Here is a 23,281-nt window from a genome sequence, read left to right as displayed (position 1 = left end):
TCGGAAATGTCCTCTGACCCGCTCTTGCAACCCTATCAGCTCAACCATCTGCGGTTGAAGAACCGGATCATCGTGACCGCGCACGAACCGGGTTACGCCGAGGACGGTCTGCCGAAAGACCGCTATCGCGCCTATCATGTTGCGCGCGCCAAGGGCGGGGTGGGACTGACCATGACCATCGGCTCGGCCGCTACGGGGCTGGACAGTCCGCCCTCTGCCGGAGGCGTGCAGGCCTGGCGGGACGAGATCGTGACATGGATGCGCAAGATCGCCGATGAGTGCCACGAGCATGGGACCGCTGTGATGATCCAGCTGACCCATCACGGCCGCCGCACCCGCTGGGACAAGGGCGACTGGCTGCCGACCATATCGGCCAGCCACGAGCGCGAGGTTTCGCATCGCGCTGTGGCGAAGATGGCCGAGGACTGGGATATCCGGCGGATCGTGCAGGATTATGCCGATGCCGCCGAACGGATGAAGGAGGCGGGGCTGGATGGGGTCGAATTCATCGCGACCGGGCATCTGCTGGATCAATTCTGGTCCCGGCGTTCCAATCATCTGGAAGGGCCTTATGGCGGATCGCTGGACAACCGGTTGCGCCTGACCTTCGATGTCCTGTCCGAGGCGCGAAAACGGGTCGGCAAGGACTTCCTGCTGGGCATCCGCTATGCCGGGGACGAGAATGCCGCCGATGGGGTGGATCTTGCCGAGGGTCTGGAAATCTCGCGCCGCCTCAGGCACAGCGGGCTGGTGGATTTCCTGAATGTCACCCGCGGCCATATCGACGACGATGCCGGGCTGACCGATATGATCCCGGTGCAGGGGATGCGCAACGCGCCGCATCTGGAACTGGCCGGAGAGATCCGTGCCGCCACCCGCTTCCCGGTCTTTCATGCGGCCAAGATCCCCGATCTGGCGACGGCGCGTTATGCCGTCGCAGAGGGCAAGGTGGATCTGATCGGCATGACCCGCGCGCATTTCACCGATCCCGATATCATCCGCAAGATCGTCGCGGGCCGGGAAGATGACATCCGTCCCTGCGTCGGCGCGAATTATTGTCTTGATCGCCGGTTTCAGGGAGCGGATGCGCTTTGCATTCATAACCCCTCGACCGGCAGGGAAAGCTTCATGCCGCATGCGATCCAGCCGGCAGAGGCCCGTCGCCGCGTCCTGATCGTGGGCGCGGGACCGGCCGGGATGGAGGCGGCGCGCGTCGCGGCCGAGCGAGGGCATGAGGTGATCGTCCACGAGGCTGCCAGCGATCCCGGGGGGCAGATCCGTTTGACAGCGCGATCCCCCCGGCGGCGCGAGATGGTTTCGATCATCGAATGGCGGATGTCGGAATGCCTGCGCCGCAATGTGCGGTTTCATTTCAACAGTCTTGCCGGGGCGGATACGATCATCGAGGCACAACCCGATGTGGTGATCGTCGCGACCGGTGGCTTGCCGCATCACGTGTCGCTGAGCGCCGGAGATGATCTGACCGTGACGGCATGGGATATTCTTGCGGGCGATGCGCAGCCGGGCCGCTCGGTTCTGGTATTCGACAATGCGGGGGATCATGCCGGATTGCAGGCCGCCGAGATGATCGCCCGGACAGGCGCAAGGGTCGAGATCGTCACCCCGGATCGCAGCTTTGCACCCGAGGTCATGCCGATGAGCCTTACGCCCTATATGCGCAGCCTTCAGAGGCTGGATGCCCATTTCACCGTCACATGGCGTCTGAAATCCGTGAGCCGTAGCGGCAACGGCCTGCTGGCTGAACTGGGCAGCGATTACGGAGATGTCACCCGCCGCCGCGAAGTCGATCAGATCGTCGTAAATAATGGAACGATTCCGTTGGATGAACTGTATTTCGACCTCAAACCCCATTCCTCGAATCTGGGAGAGGTGGATATCGCGGCGCTCCGGAACCGCGATCCGCAGACGATCTGCACCAATCCCGAAGGACGCTTCCAACTGTTCCGCATCGGCGACGCGGTTTCTTCGCGCAATACCCATGCGGCGATCTATGACGCGCTGCGGCTGACGCGGGTGCTGTAACCCGGCGCGAAGGTTTGCTTTCAAGGTTTTGTCGCACATTCTTTTTATCCTTTGCGATCCCGGGCATCCGTCGGCGTTCAAGCCCGCGCCGGAACCGTCACGCAGATAAGACCCCGATCATGGTTGTCGATAACCGATGAAATTCAGCGGGCCGTATGTGCGTCCTGACAAAAGAATGTTCGCATATATACAAGAATTTCGGCGATATCGTGTTAGTGTTCTATCTCTTGAGGGGGGATTCATGGCTTCTCTGGAGGGATGAATTGAAATGGGGAGTGAAAAGGTCAATTATGCTCTGGCGGAAAACCGCAACGCGTGGCGTCAGGCGGTGTCCCAAGCCTATTTCTCGCTGGATGTCGAGCCGCATGACAGAGAGCGTTTCAACGGCAGCATGAGCCGCTGGCGGCTTGGCAGTGTCGAGCTTTCAAGGATTCACTGCGATGGGCTGATCTACCGGCGGCATGATCGTCACCTGCTGGAAGAAACCGAGAGCTCGCTGCTGATCGCGGTTCCCGAGGACGATACCATCAGCTTCGAGCAATGCGACAGGCGTTCGGTCTGCCGGCCAGGCGGGTTTCTGGTCGAACGCAGCGATGCGCCTTATGAATACTGGCATACGAAACGCAACCGGCAATGGGTTCTGAAGGTTCCGACCGCGCATCTGCGGGCAAGGCTGGGCAGGTCTGAACGGTTGGGCGGCCTGACATTCGACGGGCGAACGGGCATTGCATCCTTCTTCGTGTCCAGCCTGCATACGGTCATCCGCCATATCGACCTGATTGACGATGTGGCGCGTGGCGCGGCCGGAACGAATCTGACCGAATTGCTGGGTCTGGCGATCATGGATGATCAGCGGGTGCTGACCAGCAGCCTGTCATCCGTGCGCGCGGCGCATTTGTCGCGTGCGGAAAACTTTATCCGCGAGAATCTCAAGGATATGGAGCTGAGCCCGGGAAAGGTGGCCGAGGGTTGCGGCATTTCCCTGCGTTATCTGCAACGGCTGTTTCAGGAATCCGATCAATCGATACAGGGCTATATCCGTGAAAGGCGGCTGAACCGCTGCAACGAGGAATTGCGTTCACTTCAATCAAGCCGAAGTATCTCGGATATCGCCTATGATTGGGGCTTCTCGGATCAGGCGCAGTTCTCGAAATATTACCGCGCGAAGTTTGGTGAAACCGCATCCGAGACTCGCAGGGAGGCGATGACGGTCATCCGCGAGATTTAGTGCCGGTCGAACCCGGCGCTTCGAAAGATTCCAGAAACTGACCGGGACCCAACGGGTCCGCTATTCGCCGGGGCATATCCCGGCGGTCGGGAAATCATGTCCGGATTCCAAGGAGGAAATTGAATGAAGAATACACGAGTAGCAGTCGATGTGGGCGGTACATTCACCGACATCTGCATCATGGATGAGGGCACGGGCGCGATCCGAATCGAGAAGATTGCTTCGACGCCGGACGATCCCATGCGCGCGGTCATGGATGGAATCGAGGTCGGCAAGATCGACCTTGGCGGCGTGTCGATGTTTTCCCATGGTACGACGGTGGCGACCAATGCACTGATTACCCGCAACCTGCCACGAAGCGCGATGATTTGTACCGAAGGCTTCCGGGATGTGGTCGAAATCCGCAGAGCCAACAAAGAGGATCTCTGGGATACCTACAAGGACGTCGCCAAGCCCTATATTCCACGCAAGGATCGGTTGACCGTTCGTGAGCGTGTCGATGCCGAGGGCCGCATCATCGAACCGCTCGACGAGGCCGGTGCGCGGCGCGTGGGGGAAATATTAAAGAAGCGCGATATCAAATCCGTCGCGATCTGCTTCATGAATTCCTATGTCAATTCCGAGAACGAGCGGCGCATGCGGGACATCCTCAGAGAGGTCATGCCGGATGTCACGATCTCGATCTCGTCCGAGATCATGCCGGAAATATTCGAGCATGAACGGTTTTCGACCACCATGGTGAATGCGGTCGTGTCGCCGGTGGTGGTGGATTATGTCTCGCGGCTGAGCGACCGGCTGACGGCCGAGGGGTACGAGCGCGATCTGCTGCTATTGCATTCCGGTGGCGGTGTGATGACCCCGCATGCTGTGCGCGATTTCGCGGCGCGTCTTGCCGGGTCGGGAATTGCGGCGGGCGCCATTGCCAGCCGGTTCATCGGCAATCTTTGCGGTTATCCGAACGCTATCGGCTTCGACATGGGCGGAACCTCGACGGATGTTTCCGTCAGTTATCAGGGGGAATCGCGGATCACCAAGGACTGGTACATCGAGTATGGCTTTCCGATCCGGTTTCCCTCGATCGAGGTTCTGACCATCGGTGCGGGCGGCGGCTCGCTTGCCTGGCGCGACGAGGGCGGATCGCTTCGCAACGGCCCGCAATCCGCCGGGGCATATCCCGGCCCGGCCTGCTACCGGAACGGCAATGACGTCGCGACGAATACCGATGCCAATCTGGTGCTTGGCCGGCTGGGAACGACGCTGGCCGGTGGGAAGCTGACGCTGGACCCTGCACTGGCCGAAGCAGCGGTCAAGGCAACGGTTGCCGAACCGTTCGGCATGGAACTGCATGAGGCGGCCGAGGCGATTATTCGCGTGGCGAATGCCAATATGGCGAATGCCGTGCGGCTGTTGTCCATTTCGCGCGGCTACGATCCGCGCGACTTCGCGCTTTGCGCCTTTGGCGGGGCGGGCGCGTTGCATGGTGCGGCGGTGGCGAAAGAACTTTCGATCCCGACGGTGATCGTTCCGCTCAATCCCGGCGTGACCTCGGCTCTTGGTTGCCTGCTGGTCGATATCCAGCACGATTTTTCCGACAGCTTCATGAAGCAGGCCGCCGAGACGCGGCCCGAAGAGCTTGAAGCCGCCTTCCGGCGGATAGAGGAAGAGGCGATGGCCCAGCTTGGGCATGAGGGGGTTGCCGAAAGTGACATGATCCTGAGTCGTACCGTCGAGATGATGTACAAAGGCCAGTGGCGCTCGCTTCAGGTTCCGGCGCCGGTCGAAATCACCGATATCGGTCAATTGGTGGAGGAGTTCCACGCCCATCACGAGCGCGAATACAATTATGCGCGCGCGGATGCCGAGGTGTCGCTGTTCCGGGTGGCGGTGAAGGCGGTCGGCCTCGTCCCCAAGGCCGAACTTCGGAAACATCCGGTGGAACAGCACCTGCCCGAACCTGCCGGTAAGCGTCAGGTCTGGTTCGAGAATGAGGGGCATGAAACCGCGGTCTATCAACGTGACGACCTGAAGGCCGGGGCGATGATCGCCGGCCCGGCCATCGTCGAGCAATTCGATGCGACCACCGTCGTTCCGCCGGGCATGTCCGCAGAGGTCGACGAGTATTTCAACATCCGCATCAATACACAAAGCTGAGTAATGGATATGAAAACGCAAGATACGGGCAGCCTCGACCCGGTGACTTTCGAGGTTCTGAAAAACTCCTTTATCACCTCGGTTGACCTGATGGCCGAGCAGATGCTGCGCACCTGCTATTCCTTCGTTATCTATAACCGGGATTTTTCGAATGCGCTGCATGACGCCGAAGGCAATTCGGTTGCGCAGGGCAATCAGGATATCGCCGTTCATGTCGGAACGCTGCATTTCACCTGCAAGGATGTCATCCGGGTCTTTTCCGGCAAAATGCTGCCCGGCGATGTCTACGCCATCAACGATCCCTATGCGGGCGGTACGCATTTCTCGGACGTCCGCCTTGTGCGCCCGATCTTCGACGATGACGATCTGATCGGCTTTTCGCAGTCGAACGGTCACTGGTCGGATCTGGGCGGCTCGGTGCCGGGGTCATTCGACGTTTCCGCCCGGGACATGTTCCGCGAGGCGGTCAGGATCACGCCGGTGCGTCTGTTTCGCGCGGGCGAATTCTGTCACGACGTCGCCGAGATGATCGCGCAGAACACGCGCGATCCGGCCTCGATCATCGGCGATATCCACTCGCAGGCGGGCGCGACCGCGGTGGCCGAACGCGAGATCCTGCGCCTCGTCCGGAAATACGGCAAGGATCAGGTTCTTCAGGGCATGGGCGCGGTGCAGGATTATGTCGAGAAATCCGTCCGCAGTCGAATCGCCGCGCTGCCGGATGGCGAATGGGAGACAGTGGATTACATAGATCGCGATCCGGCTAAGGGCGAGGGAATGATCCCGATCAGGATCCGGATGACGATCAAGGACGACCGGATCACGTATGATTTCGAGGGCAGTCATCCGACCATTTCGTCCATCTACAACTCGGCGCCCGGCGCCACTTTTTCGGCGGTTGTCGCGGGAATGAAGACCTTCTTCCCCGATCTTCCGCTGAACTCGGGTTTTTATCGCATGATTGATATCAAGGCGCCCGAGAACAGCGTGGTCAGTGCGGGGTGGCCAGTAGCCGTCACGGGTTTCCTGATGCCTTTCGAGAAGATCATGAACGCGATCTTCGAGATGTGGTCGCAGATCATGCCGGAAAAATCGATCGCCTGTGCATTCAACCTTGAATATCTGCTTGCCGGTGGCCGCGATCTTCGTTCCCCGGACAAGCCGATCTTCATGTTCTATGAATGGCTGCCGGGTGGCTGGGGCGGGCGGAACGGCAAGGACGGCTCGGACGTGACAACCGCCTGTTTCGGGACCGGCCTCATGTCTCAGCCCAACGAGGGAAATGAGCGGGTCAATCCCACGAGGACCGTCGAATTCCAGATCCTGCGCGACAGCGCCGGGCCCGGGAAATGGCGCGGGGGGGCAGGGGTTCAGAAAACCTCGATCCTGCTGGAAAGCGAGAATGCCGTGATGTCCTATATCTGCGACCGCGAAAGGGCTGTCGTCTGGGGTATCGAGGGCGGTTTGCCATCGATGCCGCACGGTCTCTCGATCCGCCGGAGCGGGGAGAAGGAAGCGAAATGGCTGGGCTCGGTTTTTTCCGATTACCCGGTTTATACCGGCGACGAATTCGCCAGGCCGACGGCCGGAGGCGGGGGATATGGAGACCCGCTGGAACGCGATCCGCAGGCGGTCTGTGACGATGTGGCCAGCGATTACGTCTCGATTGAAAGGGCGGCCAAGGACTATGGCGTAGTCGTGACGGAAATCGACGCGGATCTTTGCGAATTCGAGGTCGATCTGCCTGCAACCGGGAAGTTGCGGGACGAAATCCGATCCAAGCGCAAGGATTGGGCGCGGATGCCGGCAGAGGAGGTCGCCGCGCTTTATCGGAAAGGCGAGATCGACAGCCTTGATGCGGTGCGGCGCTACGCCACGATCCTGGATTGGGAGACGGGCGAGTTGCTTAAAAAGACCACTGCGCAATTCAGGGAAAGCTTCGAGCGCCGGACCGTTAGCCACTGGGCATAGCGGATCTGAGCGCCGCAACAGGGAGAAAAAAATGGCTGGAACAATAAAAATGACGGAAGATGAACAGCAGGGGCTGGAATATTCCGACCAGCCCGTCCCGCCCGATCAGCGTATGGCGCGCCTGCCATTGACCATGGCATGGTGGTCGGTCTGCTCGGCGATGTTCTATCTGGTCGTGGCGGCGACGCTGGCGCTTGCCTATGGATCGGTCAATGCGATCATCGGAATGGTGCTGTCGGTGATCACCTTCGCGGCGGTCAACGCGGTCTTGTCGCGCCACGCCATCAGGACGGGTTTGTCGGTTTCGCTGTTCTCGCGCATTCTGCTGGGTCGGACCGGGGCAGCTATAGCGACGCTGATCTTCTTCGCCACCGCCATCTATTATGCGGTGTTCGAAGGCTCGGTCATCGCGCTTGCCCTGAACAGCTATACGGGCATGTCCTATATGCTGGCTGCACTGATCGTCGTGATTTATTCGGTGGTGCTGATTTTCGGTTCGATCCAGAACTGGCTGGACAAGTTCAATGGCGTCCTGCTTCCTTTCTATCTGCTAGGTTTACTGGCGGCCGTGATTCTGGCCGTTTCCACCCATGGCTATTCCGATGCATGGCTGAAACTTGGCCCCGAGGGCGGATCGCCGGAAAACGGTTGGCTGAACTGCTTCACCGCCTATATGGGTGTCTGGATCCTGATGATGTTCACCTATGATTTCGCGCGGTTTGGCAAGCAGGAGGACGCGGATTATCACGGTAACATCAATTTCGGCGCGCCGTTCTATCTGATCACCTTTCTGGTGAACGGTCTGGTCGGGATTTTCCTTGCCGCCAGCCTGCCGACCGAGGGTGGCGTGACCGAGATATCCGTGGTTCTGGCATTGATTCAACTGATGGGGCTTGCCGGTCTGGCATTCGTGTGGATTTCGCAAACGCGCATCAACACGGCGAATTACTATCTTGCCGCGGTCAACATGGAGAGCTTTGCGGAAACGGTATTTCGCATCAAGTTGCCAAAGATTGTCTGGGCATGTGTGGTCGGTGCTATCACATATGTGTTGATGCTGGCCGATGTGTTCGCTTATATCCTGCAGGCACTGGCCTATCAGGGGATCTTCGTGGTGGCCTGGGTTGCCATCGCCCTGACCCATATCCTGCGGATAGAGCGATCAGCCAGCGATCCCGGCAGTTTTTCGCTCGAGCATTCCGCCGCCGTCAATCCTGCCGGTCTCGGAGCATGGCTGTTTGCGGCTTTTATCGGTCTTGTCATGCATTTCGCCGGGGATACCTTCGCAGTCTATTCAGCCCCTGCTACTTTCGTGGTGGCGGCACTAGGCTATATGATCCTGAACCGCTCAACCGTGAACTGAACCGGGATCACATTGTGAAGAATGGGCCGGTTTGCCCCAATAGCCGGCGGTTGAAATGGCCCGGGCGATGGCCGGGCCGTTCATGGAGGGCTAGCTATCCGTGTAGGCTGATCTTCCAGGCATTGTCGCTGATGCATTTGTCTTCCCGAGCGGTTCGGCAAACCGCTGCGGGCGGCGAATGCGCTACACGCGGCACGCGCGCTCGATGGCGGCGACATCGATCTTCTTCATCCCCATCATCGCCTCGAACGCCCGCTTCGCCCCGTCGCCTCCGGCGGCAAGTGCCTCCATCAGTATTCGTGGAGTGATCTGCCAGGAGATGCCCCATTTGTCCCTGCACCAGCCGCAGGCGCTTTCTTCACCACCATTTCCGACAATGGCGTTCCAGTAGCGGTCGGTTTCTTCCTGGTCATCGGTCGATATCTGAAAGGAAAACGCCTCGCTATGCCGGAACGCCGTGCCGCCATTCAGCCCAAGACAGGGTATCCCGAGGACGGTGAAATCGACCGTCAGAACGTCGCCTGCCTTGCCCGAGGGGTAGTCGCTTGGCGCAAGATGAACGCCCGTCACCTCGCTGTCGGGGAAGGTTTCGGCATAGAAACGGGCGGCGGCCTCGGCATCGGTGTCGTACCAGAGACAAATCGTGTTCTTCGCGATGGTCATCTGATTTCCTCCTCATCCTAAAGGGATTGTACAGCCGTCAGGCTGCTTTTGCCGAATCGAACAACGGCTCAAACCCCGCCCACATCATCCGCATTCCGTCGAAAGGCATATCGGACATGTCCATGTCGCCCATCTCGGCTTCCATCGCTTTCGATGCGGCATCGCAGGTGGCACGGTCGGGCCAGGCCGTCCAGCTGAACACCGGCACTTCACCCTTTTCGGCCTTTGCGGCGCGGTAGAAATCCGTGACCTTGCCGTGGGGCACGTCTTCTCCCCAGTTTTCGATCATGCCGGTTGCACCGCCCTTCTCGAAGATCTTCCAGCCTTCATCGGCCATTTCGGTATAGGATGCCTTGTTCTTTTCCGGAACGGCCAGCAGGAAACCCTGATAATATCCTGCGCCGTCCCGCGTTCCGGCCTCGTAGATCGGGGCAAATCCGCCGAAGATCATGCGGCTGCCGTCCAAGGGCATTTCCGGCAGATCCTTCATCGCCGGGTCGTCCTGCATCCTTTGCCAGGAGGCATCCGCAGTCGCCTTGTCCGGCCATTCGATCCAGGAGAAGGCGACGGTCTCGTCTTCGCCGGCATTTACCGCACCATAGAAATCGGTAACCTTCCCCCGGGGCACATCCACGCCCCAGGTTTCGACCATGCGTGTGGCGCCATAGGATTTGAAAAGCTTCCAGGCTGCCGCGACATGGGCTGCGTATTTGTCCTTGTTGGCGGTCGGCACTGCGGCGACCGCACCTGTGAAGTAAGTCATGTCATTTCACCTTTCCGCTGATTTTTAGCGGGCGATTCCCGCTTGCGGTTTCAGTGTTTCACTATTAGTATGAAAAAACAACTATAAGTATTAAAATATGACTAATAATATAAAAGAATCACGCATCCGCTATGATGAAGGCTGTCTGGCAGCCCATGCTTTGAACCTGATCGGCGACCGCTGGGCATTGCTGGTGGTGCGCGAGCTCATGTTTGCGCCGAAACGGTTCCAGATGATCCGGGCCGGTCTGCCGGGCGTCACGGCGAGCGTTCTGACCGGCCGTCTGGCACAGCTTGCGCAGGCCGGGGTGATCGATCACGATGAACGGCTTGGCGTTTATTCACTGACCGGGGCTGGACACGACCTTTTGCCGGTTCTCGAGGCGCTCTGCCGATGGGCATTGATCGTGCCTGGCCATGATGTTTCGCGTTTCATCAGCCCCTCGGCTTTGATGATCTCAATGAGGGTCAATCTGATTCCTGCGCTTGCGTGGGGGCGAGAGATGCTGGCTGGATTCGACTTCGGGAACGAAGCATTTGAAATGCGATTGGCCAGTGGAAGGTTGCAGACGGCCTCGGTCAGCAAGCCCGATGCGCCGTTTGTGCTTCGGGGGAATGGAAACCTGATGGCGGCGGCGGTTTACGGCGCTACACCTCTGCCGACACTGATCTCCCAGGGGATGATCGAAGCCGCAGGCGATACCGCTGCGGCCGAAGATTTCCTGTCGCTGTTCAGACTTGAGCCGCAGGCATGACCCTCGGATGGCTTCCCATATGGTCGAGGGCAGCGAGCGTTTCGTTGCATCCGCAATTCGCATGTTTTGCAAACCGAATGATCAGATTATGGGATTCTATTACTTTCAGGTCAAAATAACTCAGTCTGCGGTCACGGAAATCGAACGGGAAGAAAGCGGGGAATTACGCTATCTGCAATCCGGCAGGTAAGCTCTTTAAGCCCCGGTCGCGTTTGTCTTCGCCGAACTGCAAACCTTCAGCCCGTTGAAGCGCTCGCCATCCATGATGATCGTTTCTTTGGTGCCCGAAATTTCTCAATGGCGGAAAGCATCGGTATGTGCCTGCCTCATGAAGCTTGATTCAATCAGGCCGGTACCCTCTTCACGCGCGAAACTGCTAGGCTTTCGCTGTGGTGGGGCCTGTTGCAATACATCATAATCTGGTTGATGATCTGCCTCATTCTTTATGATGTGAGGCCATCATGTCTCGACGACCAACGATTGCCGACTTGGCAAAAACCGCCGGGGTTAGCACGGCGACCGTTGATCGCGTATTGAACGGCCGCCAGAACGTGCGCGAGGAGACCGTGCGCCGTGTCCATCAGGCCGCGGGAGAGATCGGGTATCACGGCGCGAATGTGATCCGGCATCGGATGCTGGCCGATAAGGCCGAACTGCGCCTGGGGCTCTTGCTGCAAAAACCGCGGCATGCCTTCTATCAGGATGTGCGGGCGATTTTCGAAACCCAGACCCGCGCCTGCACGCAGCGCCGGATCGAGGTCATGACGCGCTTCACCGAAACCGGCCAACCCGGAGAGATCTCGGATATCCTTCGCAGTTTCAGTGGACGTGTCCACGCGGTTGCGGCGACAGGCATAGATCATCATCTGGTTACTCAGGCTGTGCAGGAACTGCGTGGTGCCGGGGTGCCGGTCTATTCGCTTCTATCGGATTTCGCGCAGGGTGTGCGTGAAAGCTATCTGGGGACAAATAACATCAAAGTCGGCCGGATAGCGGGCTGGTTCATAGCTGGTCTGTCGAAACGGCCTGGCAAGGTTGCGCTGTTCATCGGCGGATCGCGTTACCATGGGCATGAATTGCGAGAGACGGGTTTCCGCAGCTTTTTCCGCCAGTCGGCATCTGCGTTTCAGTTATTGGATACGCAGATCAACCTCGAAACACGGCAATTGACCTATGAGGCGACGGTCAATCTGTTGTCCCGGCATGACGATCTTGTCGGGCTTTATTGTGCGGGCGGAGGCATGGAGGGCGCCATCGAGGCCGTACGAGAGATGCGCAAGCCCGGTGATATGGTGCTGATCGTCAATGAACTGACGCCGGAATCGCGTGCGGGTTTGCAGGATCAGACGCTTAGTGTCGTGTTGTCGACGCCGGTGCAACAGATCGCCGATGATCTGGTCGGGATGATCATCGCGGCCTCGGACAAGGGGATGGCGGAAACGCCCGGCCAGCGGTTCTTTCCCGCGCAGATCTGGACCCCTGAAAGCGAGTTTATGAAGTAATTACATCAATAAGATTTCATTTTGCATCATGAATGATGTCTTTTGGTGACTCATTTTATTGACCAGAAAAGTGGAATCGGGAATCGTAATGCCAGCGGCACGGGTAGGGAGGCCCTGCTGCAATCTGAAGGGAGCCGAACTGCTGCCACCGCTTTTGGCGGGGGATAGGCATACCCGCGTGGCGTCGACGGCGCATATGTTTCGCGTTTGGAGGAGACAATGAAAAGAATTATGCTTACGACCGCCCTGGCCGCCGCGCTGGCCGGAACGGCATCGGCCGAGAATATCGGTGTCAGCATGGCCCTGTTCGATGACAATTTCCTGACCGTGTTGCGGAACGGTATCCGGGATATCGCCAAGGATATGGACGGGGTGGATGTCCAGATCGAGGATGCGCAGAACGATGTGGCCAAGCAGCTTAACCAGATCAACAACTTCATCGCCAGCGGCGTGGATGCGATCATCGTTAATCCGGTGGATACCTCGGCCACCCAGGCGATGACCAATGCAGCAGATGCGGCTGGCGTGCCTTTGGTCTTCGTCAATCGCGAGCCGGTCAATGTCGATACGCTACCGGACGGTCAGGCTTTCGTCGCTTCGGATGAGCGCGAATCCGGCACGCTGGAAACCATCGAGATTTGCGATCAGCTGGCCGCTGCCGGCAAGAGCGAGGCCAATGTCTATGTCATGATGGGCGAGCTTTCGAACCAGGCCGCCGTACAGCGCACCGCCGATATTCATGACGTGATCGACGCGGGCAAATGCGCGGTCACACTGAATATCATCGACGAGCAGACAGCTAACTGGATGCGCGACGAGGCGCAGGATCTGATGACCAACTGGCTCACCGCGGGTCAGCCTTTTGATGCGGTAATCTCGAATAATGACGAAATGGCGATTGGCGCGATTCAGGCCATGAAGGCGTCGGGCATCAGCATGGATGACGTCGTAATTGGCGGCATCGATGCGACGCAGGACGCGCTGCTGGCCATGGCGGCAGGAGAGCTGGACGTCACCGTGTTTCAGGACGCCGCCGGGCAGGGCTCGGGCGCATTGGACGCGGCACTGAAGCTCGCGCGTGGGGAAGAGGTGGAAAAGAAGGTCTATGTGCCTTTCCAACTCGTGACGCCCGAGAACATGTCCGAATTCACGCAGAGTAACTGAGGCGGGGCTTCGCATCCGGGCGGCGCGGGCGGTGCCGCCCGGCAATCGTCAGGCGGGCTGAACCCCGCGAGAGAGGATCAATCATGCCAGATACGTCGCACGGCGTCGGCGGGCTGAGTTTTGAGCAGTCAAAACCTGGTCTTCCGGCGGAAGCAGGTGTCGCCATCGCACTTGCCTTGATCGTCGTCGTGTTCGAACTGCTCGGACGAATATTGATGAATGACAGTTTCCTGTTCAACACGCGCGAAAATGTTGCCGGAATATTTAACACGGCGCGGCTGGAGATCATCATTCTGCAGGTTTCGATCATCGGGATCATCGCGCTTGGGGTGACGCAGGTCATCATTACCGGAGGCATCGACCTGTCATCGGGATCGGTGGTCGGCATGACGGCGATGATCGCCATGAGCTTTGCTCAGGTGGGTGAGATCAACGGCCTGGAAAACACCCGCGCGGTCTTCCTTGACCGGGGCTGGATCGATCTGCCCGTTGTCATTCCGGTGCTGGTCGGATTGGCCTGCGGGCTGCTGGCAGGGTTCATCAACGGGTTGCTGATCGCTTATACCAGAATCCCGCCCTTTATCGCCACGTTGGGGATGATGGTCTCGGCGCGCGGCGTGGCGAAATGGTGGACCGCCGGTCAGCCGGTGTCCTTCCCGACCCAAAGCTATGCGGCCATCGGTGCGGGGATGATGCCGGTCGTGATATTCGTGTTTCTGGCGATCCTGTTCTATCTGATCCTGAAATACACCGTCTACGGCAAGCATACATATGCGATCGGCTCGAACGAGGCTGCGGCGCGCATGTCGGGCATCAATGTCGCCCGCCACAAGGTTCTGGTCTATACCATCGCCGGATTGCTGGCGGGCATCGCCGCCATCGTGCTGAGCGCAAAGAACCTGACTGCGCAGGCCGGTATGGGGGTGATGTATGAACTGGATGCCATCGCAATGGCGGTCATCGGCGGTATTTCACTGGCCGGTGGACGCGGGACGATCCTGGGTACCGTTCTTGGCGCGCTCATCTTTGGTGTCATTATATCTGGTTTCACCTTCCTGAGGCTGGATGCCTACTACCAGGAAATGGTCAAGGGCGCGATCGTTGTCGGCGCTGTCGTACTGGACCAGTGGCGTCAAAGCCGCTCGGCGGCAAGATCCTGAGGGGGATATCATGTCAAGCGATCTGCAAACCAACATCTCGGGTGTCGAGGCGCCGCGCCCGCACGGCAATCTGGGAGAGGTCATTCTGCGCACCGAAGGTCTGACCAAGCATTACGGCGGGGTTCATGCCCTGATCGATTGCAATTTCGAGATCCGCAAGGGCGAGCATGTGGCGATCATGGGGGATAACGGTGCGGGCAAATCCACATTCGTCCGTCAGATCACAGCGGTCGAGCAAAAGACAGCGGGCAAGATCTGGTTTAATGGCGATTATGTCGAGTTCGATGGGCCGCTGGCCGCGCGCGAAGCCGGGATCGAGACGGTATTCCAGACCCTTGCACTGGCCGATCATCTGGACGTGCCCGACAACCTGTTCCTCGGGCGGGAAAAGCGGCTGTTCAATCTGGGGCCATTCTCGATCCTCGATTACAAGGCGATGCGAGAGGCGACAAGGCGCGGGCTGGAAAAGACGGGAGTGAAAATTCCCAATATCCGCAACACAATCCAGAATATGTCCGGCGGTCAACGGCAATGCGTGGCGATCGCCCGCACGGCGACCTTTCATTCCAAGCTGACGATTATGGACGAGCCTACGGCAGCGCTTGGCGTGCAGGAAACCGCGCAGGTGGAAAACATCATCCGGACTTTGAAAGAGGCGGGCGAGCCATTGATCCTGATCAGCCACAACATGCGGCAGGTGATGGATCTGTGCGACCGTATCGTCGTCTGGCGGCGCGGCCGGATCTGCGCCAATCTGCGAAAAGAGGAAACCGATGGCGAAGATGTCGTCGCCTATATCACCGGTGCCAAGACGCAGCCGGAATATGAGACTGCGGCCTGAGAGCCGGTCCTGACGCCATGAATTAACCCGGTCACTGGTTGTTCCGCCCGCAACGCTGCTGATCACGCGGAACATGCGGCACGCCGGTGAAGATCCGGCGGCCTCTCTGTTGAACTGAAAAAGGCATACCATGAAAATCGCACTTGACCCGTTCATGCACCGCCACCTGTCGTTCGAGCAATTACCCTCGAAAGTGGCCGAACTTGGCTATGAATGGATCGAACTCAGCCCCCGCGCCGATTTCCTCGAATGGTTCAAGGCGCCGCGCGTATTCCCCAACCGCATCAAGTCGTTCCGGAAGGCGCTGCGCGATGCCAATGTCGGTATCGCCAGCCTGTTGCCCATGTATCGCTGGGCCAGCAACGACGAGGAAGAGCGCAAGGCAGCTATCCGACACTGGAAACGCGCCATCGAGATTGCCGTGGAACTGGGCGTGGATACGATGAACAGCGAGTTCGGCCGCGGCCCGCATCCCGACAAGGGCACCTGCTATTGCTGCCATACCGGTTCGATGATCGAGGCCTGCGAGGATGCCTGGTGGCGCTCGATGGAAGAACTGGTACCGATCCTTGAGAAGGAAGGCATCAGCCTGCATATCGAGCCCCATCCCGAGGATTGGGTGGAAACGCTGCAACCCTCGGTCGATCTGATCCGTACGGTGAACTCGCCCCGGGTCAAGTTTCTCTACTGCACGCCCCATACGTTCTATTTCGGCGATGATACGGTGGCGATGCTGCGCGAATGCGCCGATGTGCTGGCCCATGTCCATATCGCTGACACATTCAACCACAAGGCCAGTTCCGGCCTGCGCTATATCATCAACCCGCCGGGATCGTCGGCCCGCGTGCATCAGCATCTGAATATCGGGCAGGGCGAAGTGCCGTGGAACGACTTTTATCGCACGCTGGCAGAGATTGGCTTTGACGGCATCATGACCGCCTGCGTCTTCGCGTGGGAAGAAAAGGCCGACGAGTCGGGCAAATTCATGCGTAGCGAGATGCAGCGCTATGTCGATCAATATTTTAAATGAGGCACAGGACATGACCGTCAGGATTGGCGTTATCGGAACAGGCATGATCGGCCGCGATCACACGCGGCGAATCCAGCGGGTGCTAGCCGGGGCCGAGGTGGTCGCGCTGAGCGATTACAGCCCCGAGGCAGCCCGGGCCGTTCAGGCGGATCTCGCGCCCGGTGCGAGGGTCCATGAGAAGGGCGCGGATCTGATCGCCGCCGATGATGTGGACGCGGTGCTGGTCTGCTCGACCGGCTCGACGCACGAGGAATATGTGTTGGCGGCGATTGCAGCGGGCAAACCATGTTTCTGCGAAAAACCGCTGGCGACTACCGCCGAAGGCGCGCTTCGCATCGTCGATGCCGAGGTCGCGCATGGCAAGCGTTTGGTTCAGGTTGGTTTCATGCGCCGCTACGATGCCGGATACCGTATGCTCAAACAGGCAGTAGACAACGAGATCGGCAGCCCGCTGATGGTTCATGCCGCTCATCGGAATCCCACGGTGCCGAAGCAATATGTCACCCCGATGGCAATCCATGACACGCTGATCCACGAGATCGACGTGTTCCGCTGGTTGCTGGACGATGATTACATTTCGGCACAGGTCGTCTTTCCGCGCAAATCCAGCCATGCCCATGACAAGGTGGCCGATCCGCAGATCGTGCTTCTGGAAACGGCGAAAGGCATCCGTATCGATGTCGAGATTTTCGTCAATTGCCGCTACGGCTACGACATCCAGTGCCAAGTGGTCGGTGAGGAGGGGCTGGCCAATCTGCCCGACCCGATGGCGGTCACCCTGCGCAGGGAGGCACGGCTGCAAAGCGGGATCATGACGGACTGGAAGGACCGATTCATCGACAGCTACGATGTCGAGTTGCAGGATTTCATCAATGCTGCCGCGAAGGGAACCGCCTCTGGCCCGACCAGTTGGGATGGTTATGTCGCGGCGATTTCCTCGGATGCCTGCGTCGAGGCGCAGCAGAGATCCGGTCAGATCATTCCCATCTCACTGCCGGACCGACCGGCGCTTTACGACAGGGGCTGACCCATGCATTTTGCGATCAACCATATTTCCGCGCCGAAACTGCCACTGGCCGAGTTTTTCGCCATGTGCCGCCGCCTCGGGGTCTCGGAAGTCGAGATCCGCAACGACATCCCGGACGTGTTGGGAACCATGGCCCCCGCCGATGTCCGTGCCGAGGCAGTTGCCCAGGGCATCACCATCCGGTCGATCAACGCGTTATATCCCTTTAATCTGTGGGCGGATGATCTTCCCGACCATGCGCGGCGAATGTCAGATTACGCAGCGGAGTGCGGGGCGCGGGCGCTGGTCATGTGCCCGCTGAACGACGGCAACAAGGTGCCGCATTCCAAGGTGGTAGAGGCGCTGGATGCCATGAAAGAGATCCTGCAGGAGCGGAACCTGACCGGTCTGGTTGAGCCTCTGGGCTTTCCGATCAGTTCGTTGCGCAGCAAGGCCGAAGCTGTTGCCGCTATCACTGAGTCCGGCGCAGACGGGACCTATGCTTTGATCCATGACACGTTCCACCACCATCTTGCCGGAGAGATCGAGTTTTTCCCGAACCGTACCGGCCTCGTTCATGTTTCGGGAGTGACAGATATGGGCGTAGAGGTGGGTGATATGCTGGATGCGCACCGTGTTCTGGTGGATGGTGGCGACCGGCTGCAAAATATCGCGCAGATCAGGGCGCTTCTGGCAGGGGGATATGACGGGCCGTTCTCTTTCGAACCTTTCGCGGAAAAGGTCCATAATGCCGCCGATCCCGAGGCGGCGCTGCGTCAGAGCATGGATTTCATTCTGGCCGCCCTAACTGAAGAGGGGGCGGCATGAAGACGCTTGATGTTATCACGATCGGCCGGAGTTCCGTTGATTTATACGGTCAGCAGATCGGTGGCCGCCTCGAGGATATGGGAAGTTTTGCGAAATATATCGGCGGATCTCCGACGAATATTGCGTGCGGGACGGCCCGGCTGGGGTTGCGGTCCGCGGTGATTACCAGGGTCGGAGACGAGCATATGGGCCGGTTCATCCGCGAACAGCTTGTGCGCGAGGGTGTGGATGTGCGGGGCGTGACGACCGATCCCGAGCGGCTGACCGCGCTGGTGCTTCTGGGTATCCGCGATGAGGAACAGTTTCCGCTGATCTTCTATCGCGAGAATTGCGCCGATATGGCGCTGAGCGAAGATGACATCGACGAAGGTTTCATCGCCGAGGCGCGCTCGGTTCTCGCGACGGGGACGCATCTGTCCAATCCGCGAACCGAAGCTGCGGTGCTCAAGGCGCTGGAGCTGGCGCGGAAATATGGGGCGAAAACGGCGCTGGATATCGATTACCGCCCGAATCTCTGGGGTGTGGCCGGGCATGACGATGGCGAAAGCCGCTTTGTCGAAAGCGAAAAAGTCACGGCGAAGCTGCAATCGGTACTGCACCTGTTCGACCTGATCGTCGGCACGGAAGAGGAATTCCACATCGCCGGGGGCACCTCTGATACGGTGGCGGCTTTGTGCGCGGTGCGCGAGGTTTCGGATGCTGTGCTGGTCTGCAAGCGCGGGGCGGCGGGGGCGGTGGCCTTCGAGGGCGCGATCCCCGGCAGTCTGGATAAGGGCGAAACCGGGCCGGGGTTCGCGATCGAGGTATTCAACGTGCTGGGCGCGGGGGACGGCTTTTTCTCGGGGCTGCTGAAAGGCTGGCTGGAGGGCCCGGACGACCAGACCGACTGGCCGGCCGCGTTGAAATACGCCAATGCCTGCGGGGCTTTCGCGGTCAGCCGCCATGGTTGCACGCCCGCATATCCCTCGCTGGCCGAGTTGGAGTTCTTCCTTGATCGCGGGGTGATCCGCCCCGATCTGCGCAATGACGCGGAACTGGAGCAGATCCACTGGGCCACCAATCGAAGCGGCGACTGGTCAAGCATGCGGGTCTTTGCGTTCGATCACCGGAAACAGCTTGAGGAAATGGAGGGTTATACGCCCGGGAAGGGCGGGGCCTTCAAGGAGTTATGTCTGAAGGCGGCTCTGCGGGTGCAGGACGGGCAAAGGGGTTATGGCATCTTATGTGACAACCGGATCGGGAAGCGGGCGCTGCACGCGGCCTGTGGCACGGGGCTGTGGATCGGGCGACCCTGCGAATGGCCCGGGTCGCGGCCTTTGACGCTGGAACCGGAACTGGGCGCGGATTGCGGCGGCTTGTCGGAATGGGCGCGCGAGAATGTGGTGAAGGTTCTGTGCTTCTGTCATCCCGATGACGATGCGGTGATCCGCGCGGATCAGGAAGCGGTCGTCAGGCGATTGTTCATGGCGGCGCGGCGCAACGGCCTGGAATTCCTGCTCGAGATTATTCCGTCGAATGTCGGCCCGGTGGATGACGAGACCACGGGAATATTGATCCGACAGTTCTACGCGGCGGGTATCTATCCCGACTGGTGGAAGCTGGAGCCGCTGACAACCCGTGCAGCCTGGGCGAATGCGATCGCCGCCATTGAAGAGCATGACCGGCACACGCGTGGCATCGTGGTACTGGGGCTCGATGCGCCCGAGGCGGAACTGGCGGCAAGCTTCGAGGTGGCCGCAGGGTTCGATCTGGTGCGGGGCTTTGCCGTGGGCCGGACGATCTTCGGCGAGGTGGCGCGGGATTGGCTGGCTGGCCGCGTGAGCGACGAGGATGCGGTGGATCGGATGGCCAAGCGTTACCGGCGGCTATGCGGAATCTGGGACAGGGCGCGTGAAAAGGCGAGGCAGGCGGCATGATCGCGGGGCAGGGGGGGGGGCACGGCCCCTCTTGGCCGGTGGCCAATTCACCCCGAGGTATTTGGACAAAGAAGAAGGAAGCTTGAGATGGGGGGAACTGTTCGGCTGACGGCGGCTCAGGCCATGACGCGCTGGTTGTCAGAGCAGATGACCGGGGAAGGCGTGCGATTCATCGAAGGGGTCTGGGCGATTTTCGGGCATGGCAATGTCGCCGGGATCGGTGAGGCCCTGCATGGGATCGGAGAAGCGCTGCCGACATGGCGCGGCCAGAACGAGCAGACCATGGCCCATGCCGCGATCGCCTTTGCCAAGGGGCATGCGCGCCGGCGGGCGATGGCGGTCACGAGTTCCATCGGGCCGGGAGCGACGAATATGATCACGGCGGCGGCGCTGGCACATGTGAACCGGCTGCCGGTGCTGTTCATCGCGGGCGATGTCTTTGCGGGGCGTCGTCCCGATCCGGTACTGCAGCAGATCGAGAATTTCGATGACGGCACGGTCAGTGCGAATGATTGTTTCCGGCCCGTGGTCCGTTATTTCGACCGCATCACCCGTCCCGAGCATTTGCTGACGGCGTTACCGCGTGCCTTGCGGGTGATGACCGATCCGGCCGATTGCGGGCCGGTCTGCCTGTCCTTCTGTCAGGATGTACAGGCCGAGGCTTATGACTGGCCCGAGGCGTTCTTTGCGCCGCGTGTCTGGCGCATCCGTCGGCCCGAGCCGGATATGCGGGAGTTGGAGGAGGCTGCCGAACTGATCCGAACGGCGAAGTCGCCGGTGATCGTCTGCGGCGGCGGGGTCATCTATTCTGGGGCGGAGGCGGCTCTGACCGAATTTGCCGAGCGTCACAATATACCCGTGATCGAGACGCAGGCGGGGAAATCTGCGCTTGGGCAGGCGCATCCGATGAATTATGGCGCGGTCGGTGTAGACGGCTCGGCGGCGGCGAACCGGGTGGCGGCAAAGGCTGATCTGGTGATCGGGATCGGCACGCGGTTACAGGATTTCACCACCGGTTCGCGGACCCTGTTCGGGGAGGCGAAGCTGATCGGCATCAATGTGCAGCCCTATGACGCGACCAGACATGGCGCGGTGAGTCTTGTCGCCGATGCGAAGGTCGCGCTGGAAAAGCTGACGGCGAAGCTGGGCGATTATCGCGCCGATGCCGCCGATCGGCAGGCCCGCGCGGATTGGCTGACCGCTGTGGATGCGCATTGCGCGGCACCTGCCGGAGGGAACGAGTTGCCGACGGATGCGCAGGTGATCGGTGCGGTGCAGCGGGCTTCGACCCCGGCCAGCATTGCCATGTGTGCCGCCGGAACGATGCCGGGGGCGCTCAAGCTGCTGTGGCAGGCGGCACCGGGCGGCTATCATATGGAATATGGCTATAGCTGCATGGGCTACGAGATCGCGGGCGCCATGGGTCTGAAGCTGGCGCGGCCAGACCGCGAGGTGCTGTGCTTCGTGGGAGATGGCAGCTACATGATGGCCAATTCCGAACTTGCGACGGCGGTGATGCGGCGCATCGCCTTTACCGTGATCCTGACCGACAATCGCGGTTACGGCTGTATCAACAGGTTGCAGCAGGGCTGCGGCGGGGAAGAGTTCAACAATCTCTACAAGGATTGCAATGTCGAGGCGCAGCCGCAGATCGACTTTGTCGCCCATGCTGCCAGCATGGGTGCGCATGCGGTGAAGGCGTCGGGTATCCCCGATCTGGAAGCGCAGATCGCCGCCGCGCGGGGCCGCGACATTCCGACCGTGATCGTGATCGACACCACCGCTGTGCCGGGGCCGGGCGACGGTCTGGAAGCGGCAGGTCACTGGTGGGATGTCGCCGTGCCGGAGGTGGGCGGCAGCGAGAAGCTGAAACGGGCCTATGCCGAATATCTGGACCATGCCGCGCGGCAGAGCCTTGCGAATTGAGGGAAATACGATGATTTTCTACGGTACCAATCCGATTGCCTGGTCGAATGACGACGATCACTCGATCGGCGATCATCTGAGTCTTGATGATTGCCTTTCCGATTGCCGTGAAATCGGTTTTGACGGGATCGAGAAGGGGCACAAGATGCCCTCGGAAGGCCCGGCGCTGAAAGCTGCGCTTGGCGATTACGGGCTGCGCTTTGTCGGAGGCTGGCATTCGACCAATATCCTTGTCGAGGGCGCGACGCTGGAAAGCGAGAAGGCGGCGATGGATGCGCATATCGCCATGTCGAAAGCGGCGGGGACGGATGTGCTGATCGTCTGTGAATGCTCGAACACCGTGCATGGCTGTCCGGACAGGCCCGTGAACGACCGGCCCGTTCTGTCGGATGTGGAATGGGATCGTTTCATGGAAGGGATCAACGCGCTTGCCGCTCATGCGAGCGTGCAGGGGATGCGGTTCTGCTATCATCATCATATGGGAAGCTGCGTGGAAAGCGGCGCCGATATCGATCGTTTCATGGCAGCGGCTGGGCCGGACACGCTGCTGCTGCTGGATACCGGGCATTGCCTGTTCGGTGGCGCGGATCCGGTGGCGGTGGCGCGGAAATATATGGACCGGGTAGGGCATATCCATTGCAAGAATATCCGCCGCCCCGTGATGGAGAGGGTTCGTGCCGATGGGCTGAGCTTTATCGAGGGGGTGAAGCGCGGCGCCTTCACCGTGCCCGGGGATCCCGAAGGTTGCGTTGCGTTCGAACCCGTGCTGAAGATCGCGGCAGAGCATGGCTATCAGGGCTGGCTGGTGATCGAGGCCGAACAGGACAGCGCGGTCCGCGATCCTCTGCATTATCAACGCATGGGATATGAGGCGCTGCGCCGGATGGCCATCGCGGCGGGACTCGACCGGAATACCGTGGCGTGATCGCGGGACAAGAGGGGCGCTGCCCCTCTTGGCCTGCGGCCAATTCA

At 59.9% G+C, this 23,281-nt stretch carries 18 protein-coding genes; 16 read left to right on the top strand and 2 right to left on the bottom strand.

The features are described from left to right. The first annotated feature begins 6 nt into the window (after positions 1–6). From Q0601_RS08240 to Q0601_RS08220, 5 genes are all read left to right on the top strand, one after another. Entirely contained in the window at positions 7–2,043 is a 2,037-nt protein-coding gene (locus tag Q0601_RS08240) for an NADH:flavin oxidoreductase (protein WP_305288995.1), read from the top strand. 268 nt (positions 2,044–2,311) lie between these two features. Continuing rightward, the gene (locus Q0601_RS08235) at positions 2,312–3,271 is read left to right on the top strand and encodes an AraC-like ligand-binding domain-containing protein (protein WP_305288993.1); all 960 of its coding nucleotides are present in this window, start codon (positions 2,312–2,314) and stop codon (positions 3,269–3,271) included. A 123-nt stretch (positions 3,272–3,394) separates the two neighbouring features. After that, a complete protein-coding gene (locus Q0601_RS08230; RefSeq protein ID WP_305288991.1) occupies positions 3,395–5,422 on the top strand; it encodes a hydantoinase/oxoprolinase family protein in 2,028 nt (675 codons plus the stop codon). 9 nt (positions 5,423–5,431) lie between these two features. Continuing rightward, positions 5,432–7,393, top strand: coding sequence for a hydantoinase B/oxoprolinase family protein (locus tag Q0601_RS08225; RefSeq protein ID WP_305288989.1), 1,962 nt, complete (start codon positions 5,432–5,434; stop codon positions 7,391–7,393). Between the two features lie 31 nt (positions 7,394–7,424). Continuing rightward, the gene (locus tag Q0601_RS08220) at positions 7,425–8,756 is read left to right on the top strand and encodes a purine-cytosine permease family protein (RefSeq protein ID WP_305288987.1); all 1,332 of its coding nucleotides are present in this window, start codon (positions 7,425–7,427) and stop codon (positions 8,754–8,756) included. A gap of 183 nt (positions 8,757–8,939) precedes the next feature. Here the strand turns inward: Q0601_RS08220 and Q0601_RS08215 are convergent, their stop codons facing one another. Then, entirely contained in the window at positions 8,940–9,419 is a 480-nt protein-coding gene (locus tag Q0601_RS08215) for a VOC family protein (protein WP_305288985.1), read from the bottom strand. A 37-nt stretch (positions 9,420–9,456) separates the two neighbouring features. After that, a complete protein-coding gene (locus tag Q0601_RS08210) occupies positions 9,457–10,182 on the bottom strand; it encodes a DUF1428 domain-containing protein (protein WP_305288983.1) in 726 nt (241 codons plus the stop codon). 97 nt (positions 10,183–10,279) lie between these two features. On the opposite strand from Q0601_RS08210, the gene Q0601_RS08205 reads away from it, so the two are divergent. The 11 genes from Q0601_RS08205 to iolE all read left to right on the top strand — a co-directional run bounded on the left by Q0601_RS08205 (position 10,280) and on the right by iolE (position 23,234). Further along, positions 10,280–10,936, top strand: a complete 657-nt coding sequence (locus tag Q0601_RS08205) for a winged helix-turn-helix transcriptional regulator (protein WP_305288982.1) — start codon at positions 10,280–10,282, stop codon at positions 10,934–10,936. A 461-nt stretch (positions 10,937–11,397) separates the two neighbouring features. Continuing rightward, a complete protein-coding gene (locus Q0601_RS08200) occupies positions 11,398–12,438 on the top strand; it encodes a LacI family DNA-binding transcriptional regulator (RefSeq protein ID WP_305288980.1) in 1,041 nt (346 codons plus the stop codon). 219 nt (positions 12,439–12,657) lie between these two features. Continuing rightward, positions 12,658–13,602, top strand: coding sequence for a sugar ABC transporter substrate-binding protein (locus tag Q0601_RS08195; protein WP_305288977.1), 945 nt, complete (start codon positions 12,658–12,660; stop codon positions 13,600–13,602). Positions 13,603–13,685: 83 nt separating this feature from the next. Continuing rightward, complete coding sequence (locus tag Q0601_RS08190) at positions 13,686–14,762, top strand: ABC transporter permease (protein WP_305288975.1); 1,077 nt, start codon at positions 13,686–13,688, stop codon at positions 14,760–14,762. Positions 14,763–14,772: 10 nt separating this feature from the next. Then, entirely contained in the window at positions 14,773–15,603 is an 831-nt protein-coding gene (locus Q0601_RS08185) for an ATP-binding cassette domain-containing protein (RefSeq protein WP_305288972.1), read from the top strand. 130 nt (positions 15,604–15,733) lie between these two features. Then, positions 15,734–16,633: a sugar phosphate isomerase/epimerase family protein gene (locus tag Q0601_RS08180; RefSeq protein WP_305288970.1), complete on the top strand. Its 900-nt coding sequence runs from the start codon at positions 15,734–15,736 to the stop codon at positions 16,631–16,633. Between the two features lie 10 nt (positions 16,634–16,643). Continuing rightward, entirely contained in the window at positions 16,644–17,660 is a 1,017-nt protein-coding gene (locus Q0601_RS08175) for a Gfo/Idh/MocA family protein (RefSeq protein WP_305288968.1), read from the top strand. A gap of 3 nt (positions 17,661–17,663) precedes the next feature. Further along, a complete protein-coding gene (locus tag Q0601_RS08170) occupies positions 17,664–18,467 on the top strand; it encodes a TIM barrel protein (protein ID WP_305288966.1) in 804 nt (267 codons plus the stop codon). Continuing rightward, on the top strand, positions 18,464–20,383 hold the full coding sequence (locus Q0601_RS08165; RefSeq protein ID WP_305288964.1) for a bifunctional 5-dehydro-2-deoxygluconokinase/5-dehydro-2-deoxyphosphogluconate aldolase: 1,920 nt from the start codon (positions 18,464–18,466) through the stop codon (positions 20,381–20,383). The genes Q0601_RS08170 and Q0601_RS08165 overlap by 4 nt, the downstream gene beginning before the upstream one ends. Positions 20,384–20,470: 87 nt before the next feature. After that, positions 20,471–22,309, top strand: a complete 1,839-nt coding sequence (gene iolD, locus Q0601_RS08160) for a 3D-(3,5/4)-trihydroxycyclohexane-1,2-dione acylhydrolase (decyclizing) (protein ID WP_305288962.1) — start codon at positions 20,471–20,473, stop codon at positions 22,307–22,309. Between the two features lie 10 nt (positions 22,310–22,319). Continuing rightward, positions 22,320–23,234 (top strand): myo-inosose-2 dehydratase, encoded by a 915-nt coding sequence (gene iolE / locus Q0601_RS08155; RefSeq protein WP_305288960.1) that lies wholly within the window; start codon positions 22,320–22,322, stop codon positions 23,232–23,234. The last annotated feature ends 47 nt before the right edge of the window (positions 23,235–23,281 follow it).

Source organism: Paracoccus wurundjeri (genome assembly GCF_030678915.1).
GTDB lineage: Bacteria > Pseudomonadota > Alphaproteobacteria > Rhodobacterales > Rhodobacteraceae > Paracoccus > Paracoccus onubensis_A.
The sequence above is the reverse complement of the archived record's forward strand: the minus strand, read 5'-3'. Positions and strand labels throughout refer to the sequence as shown.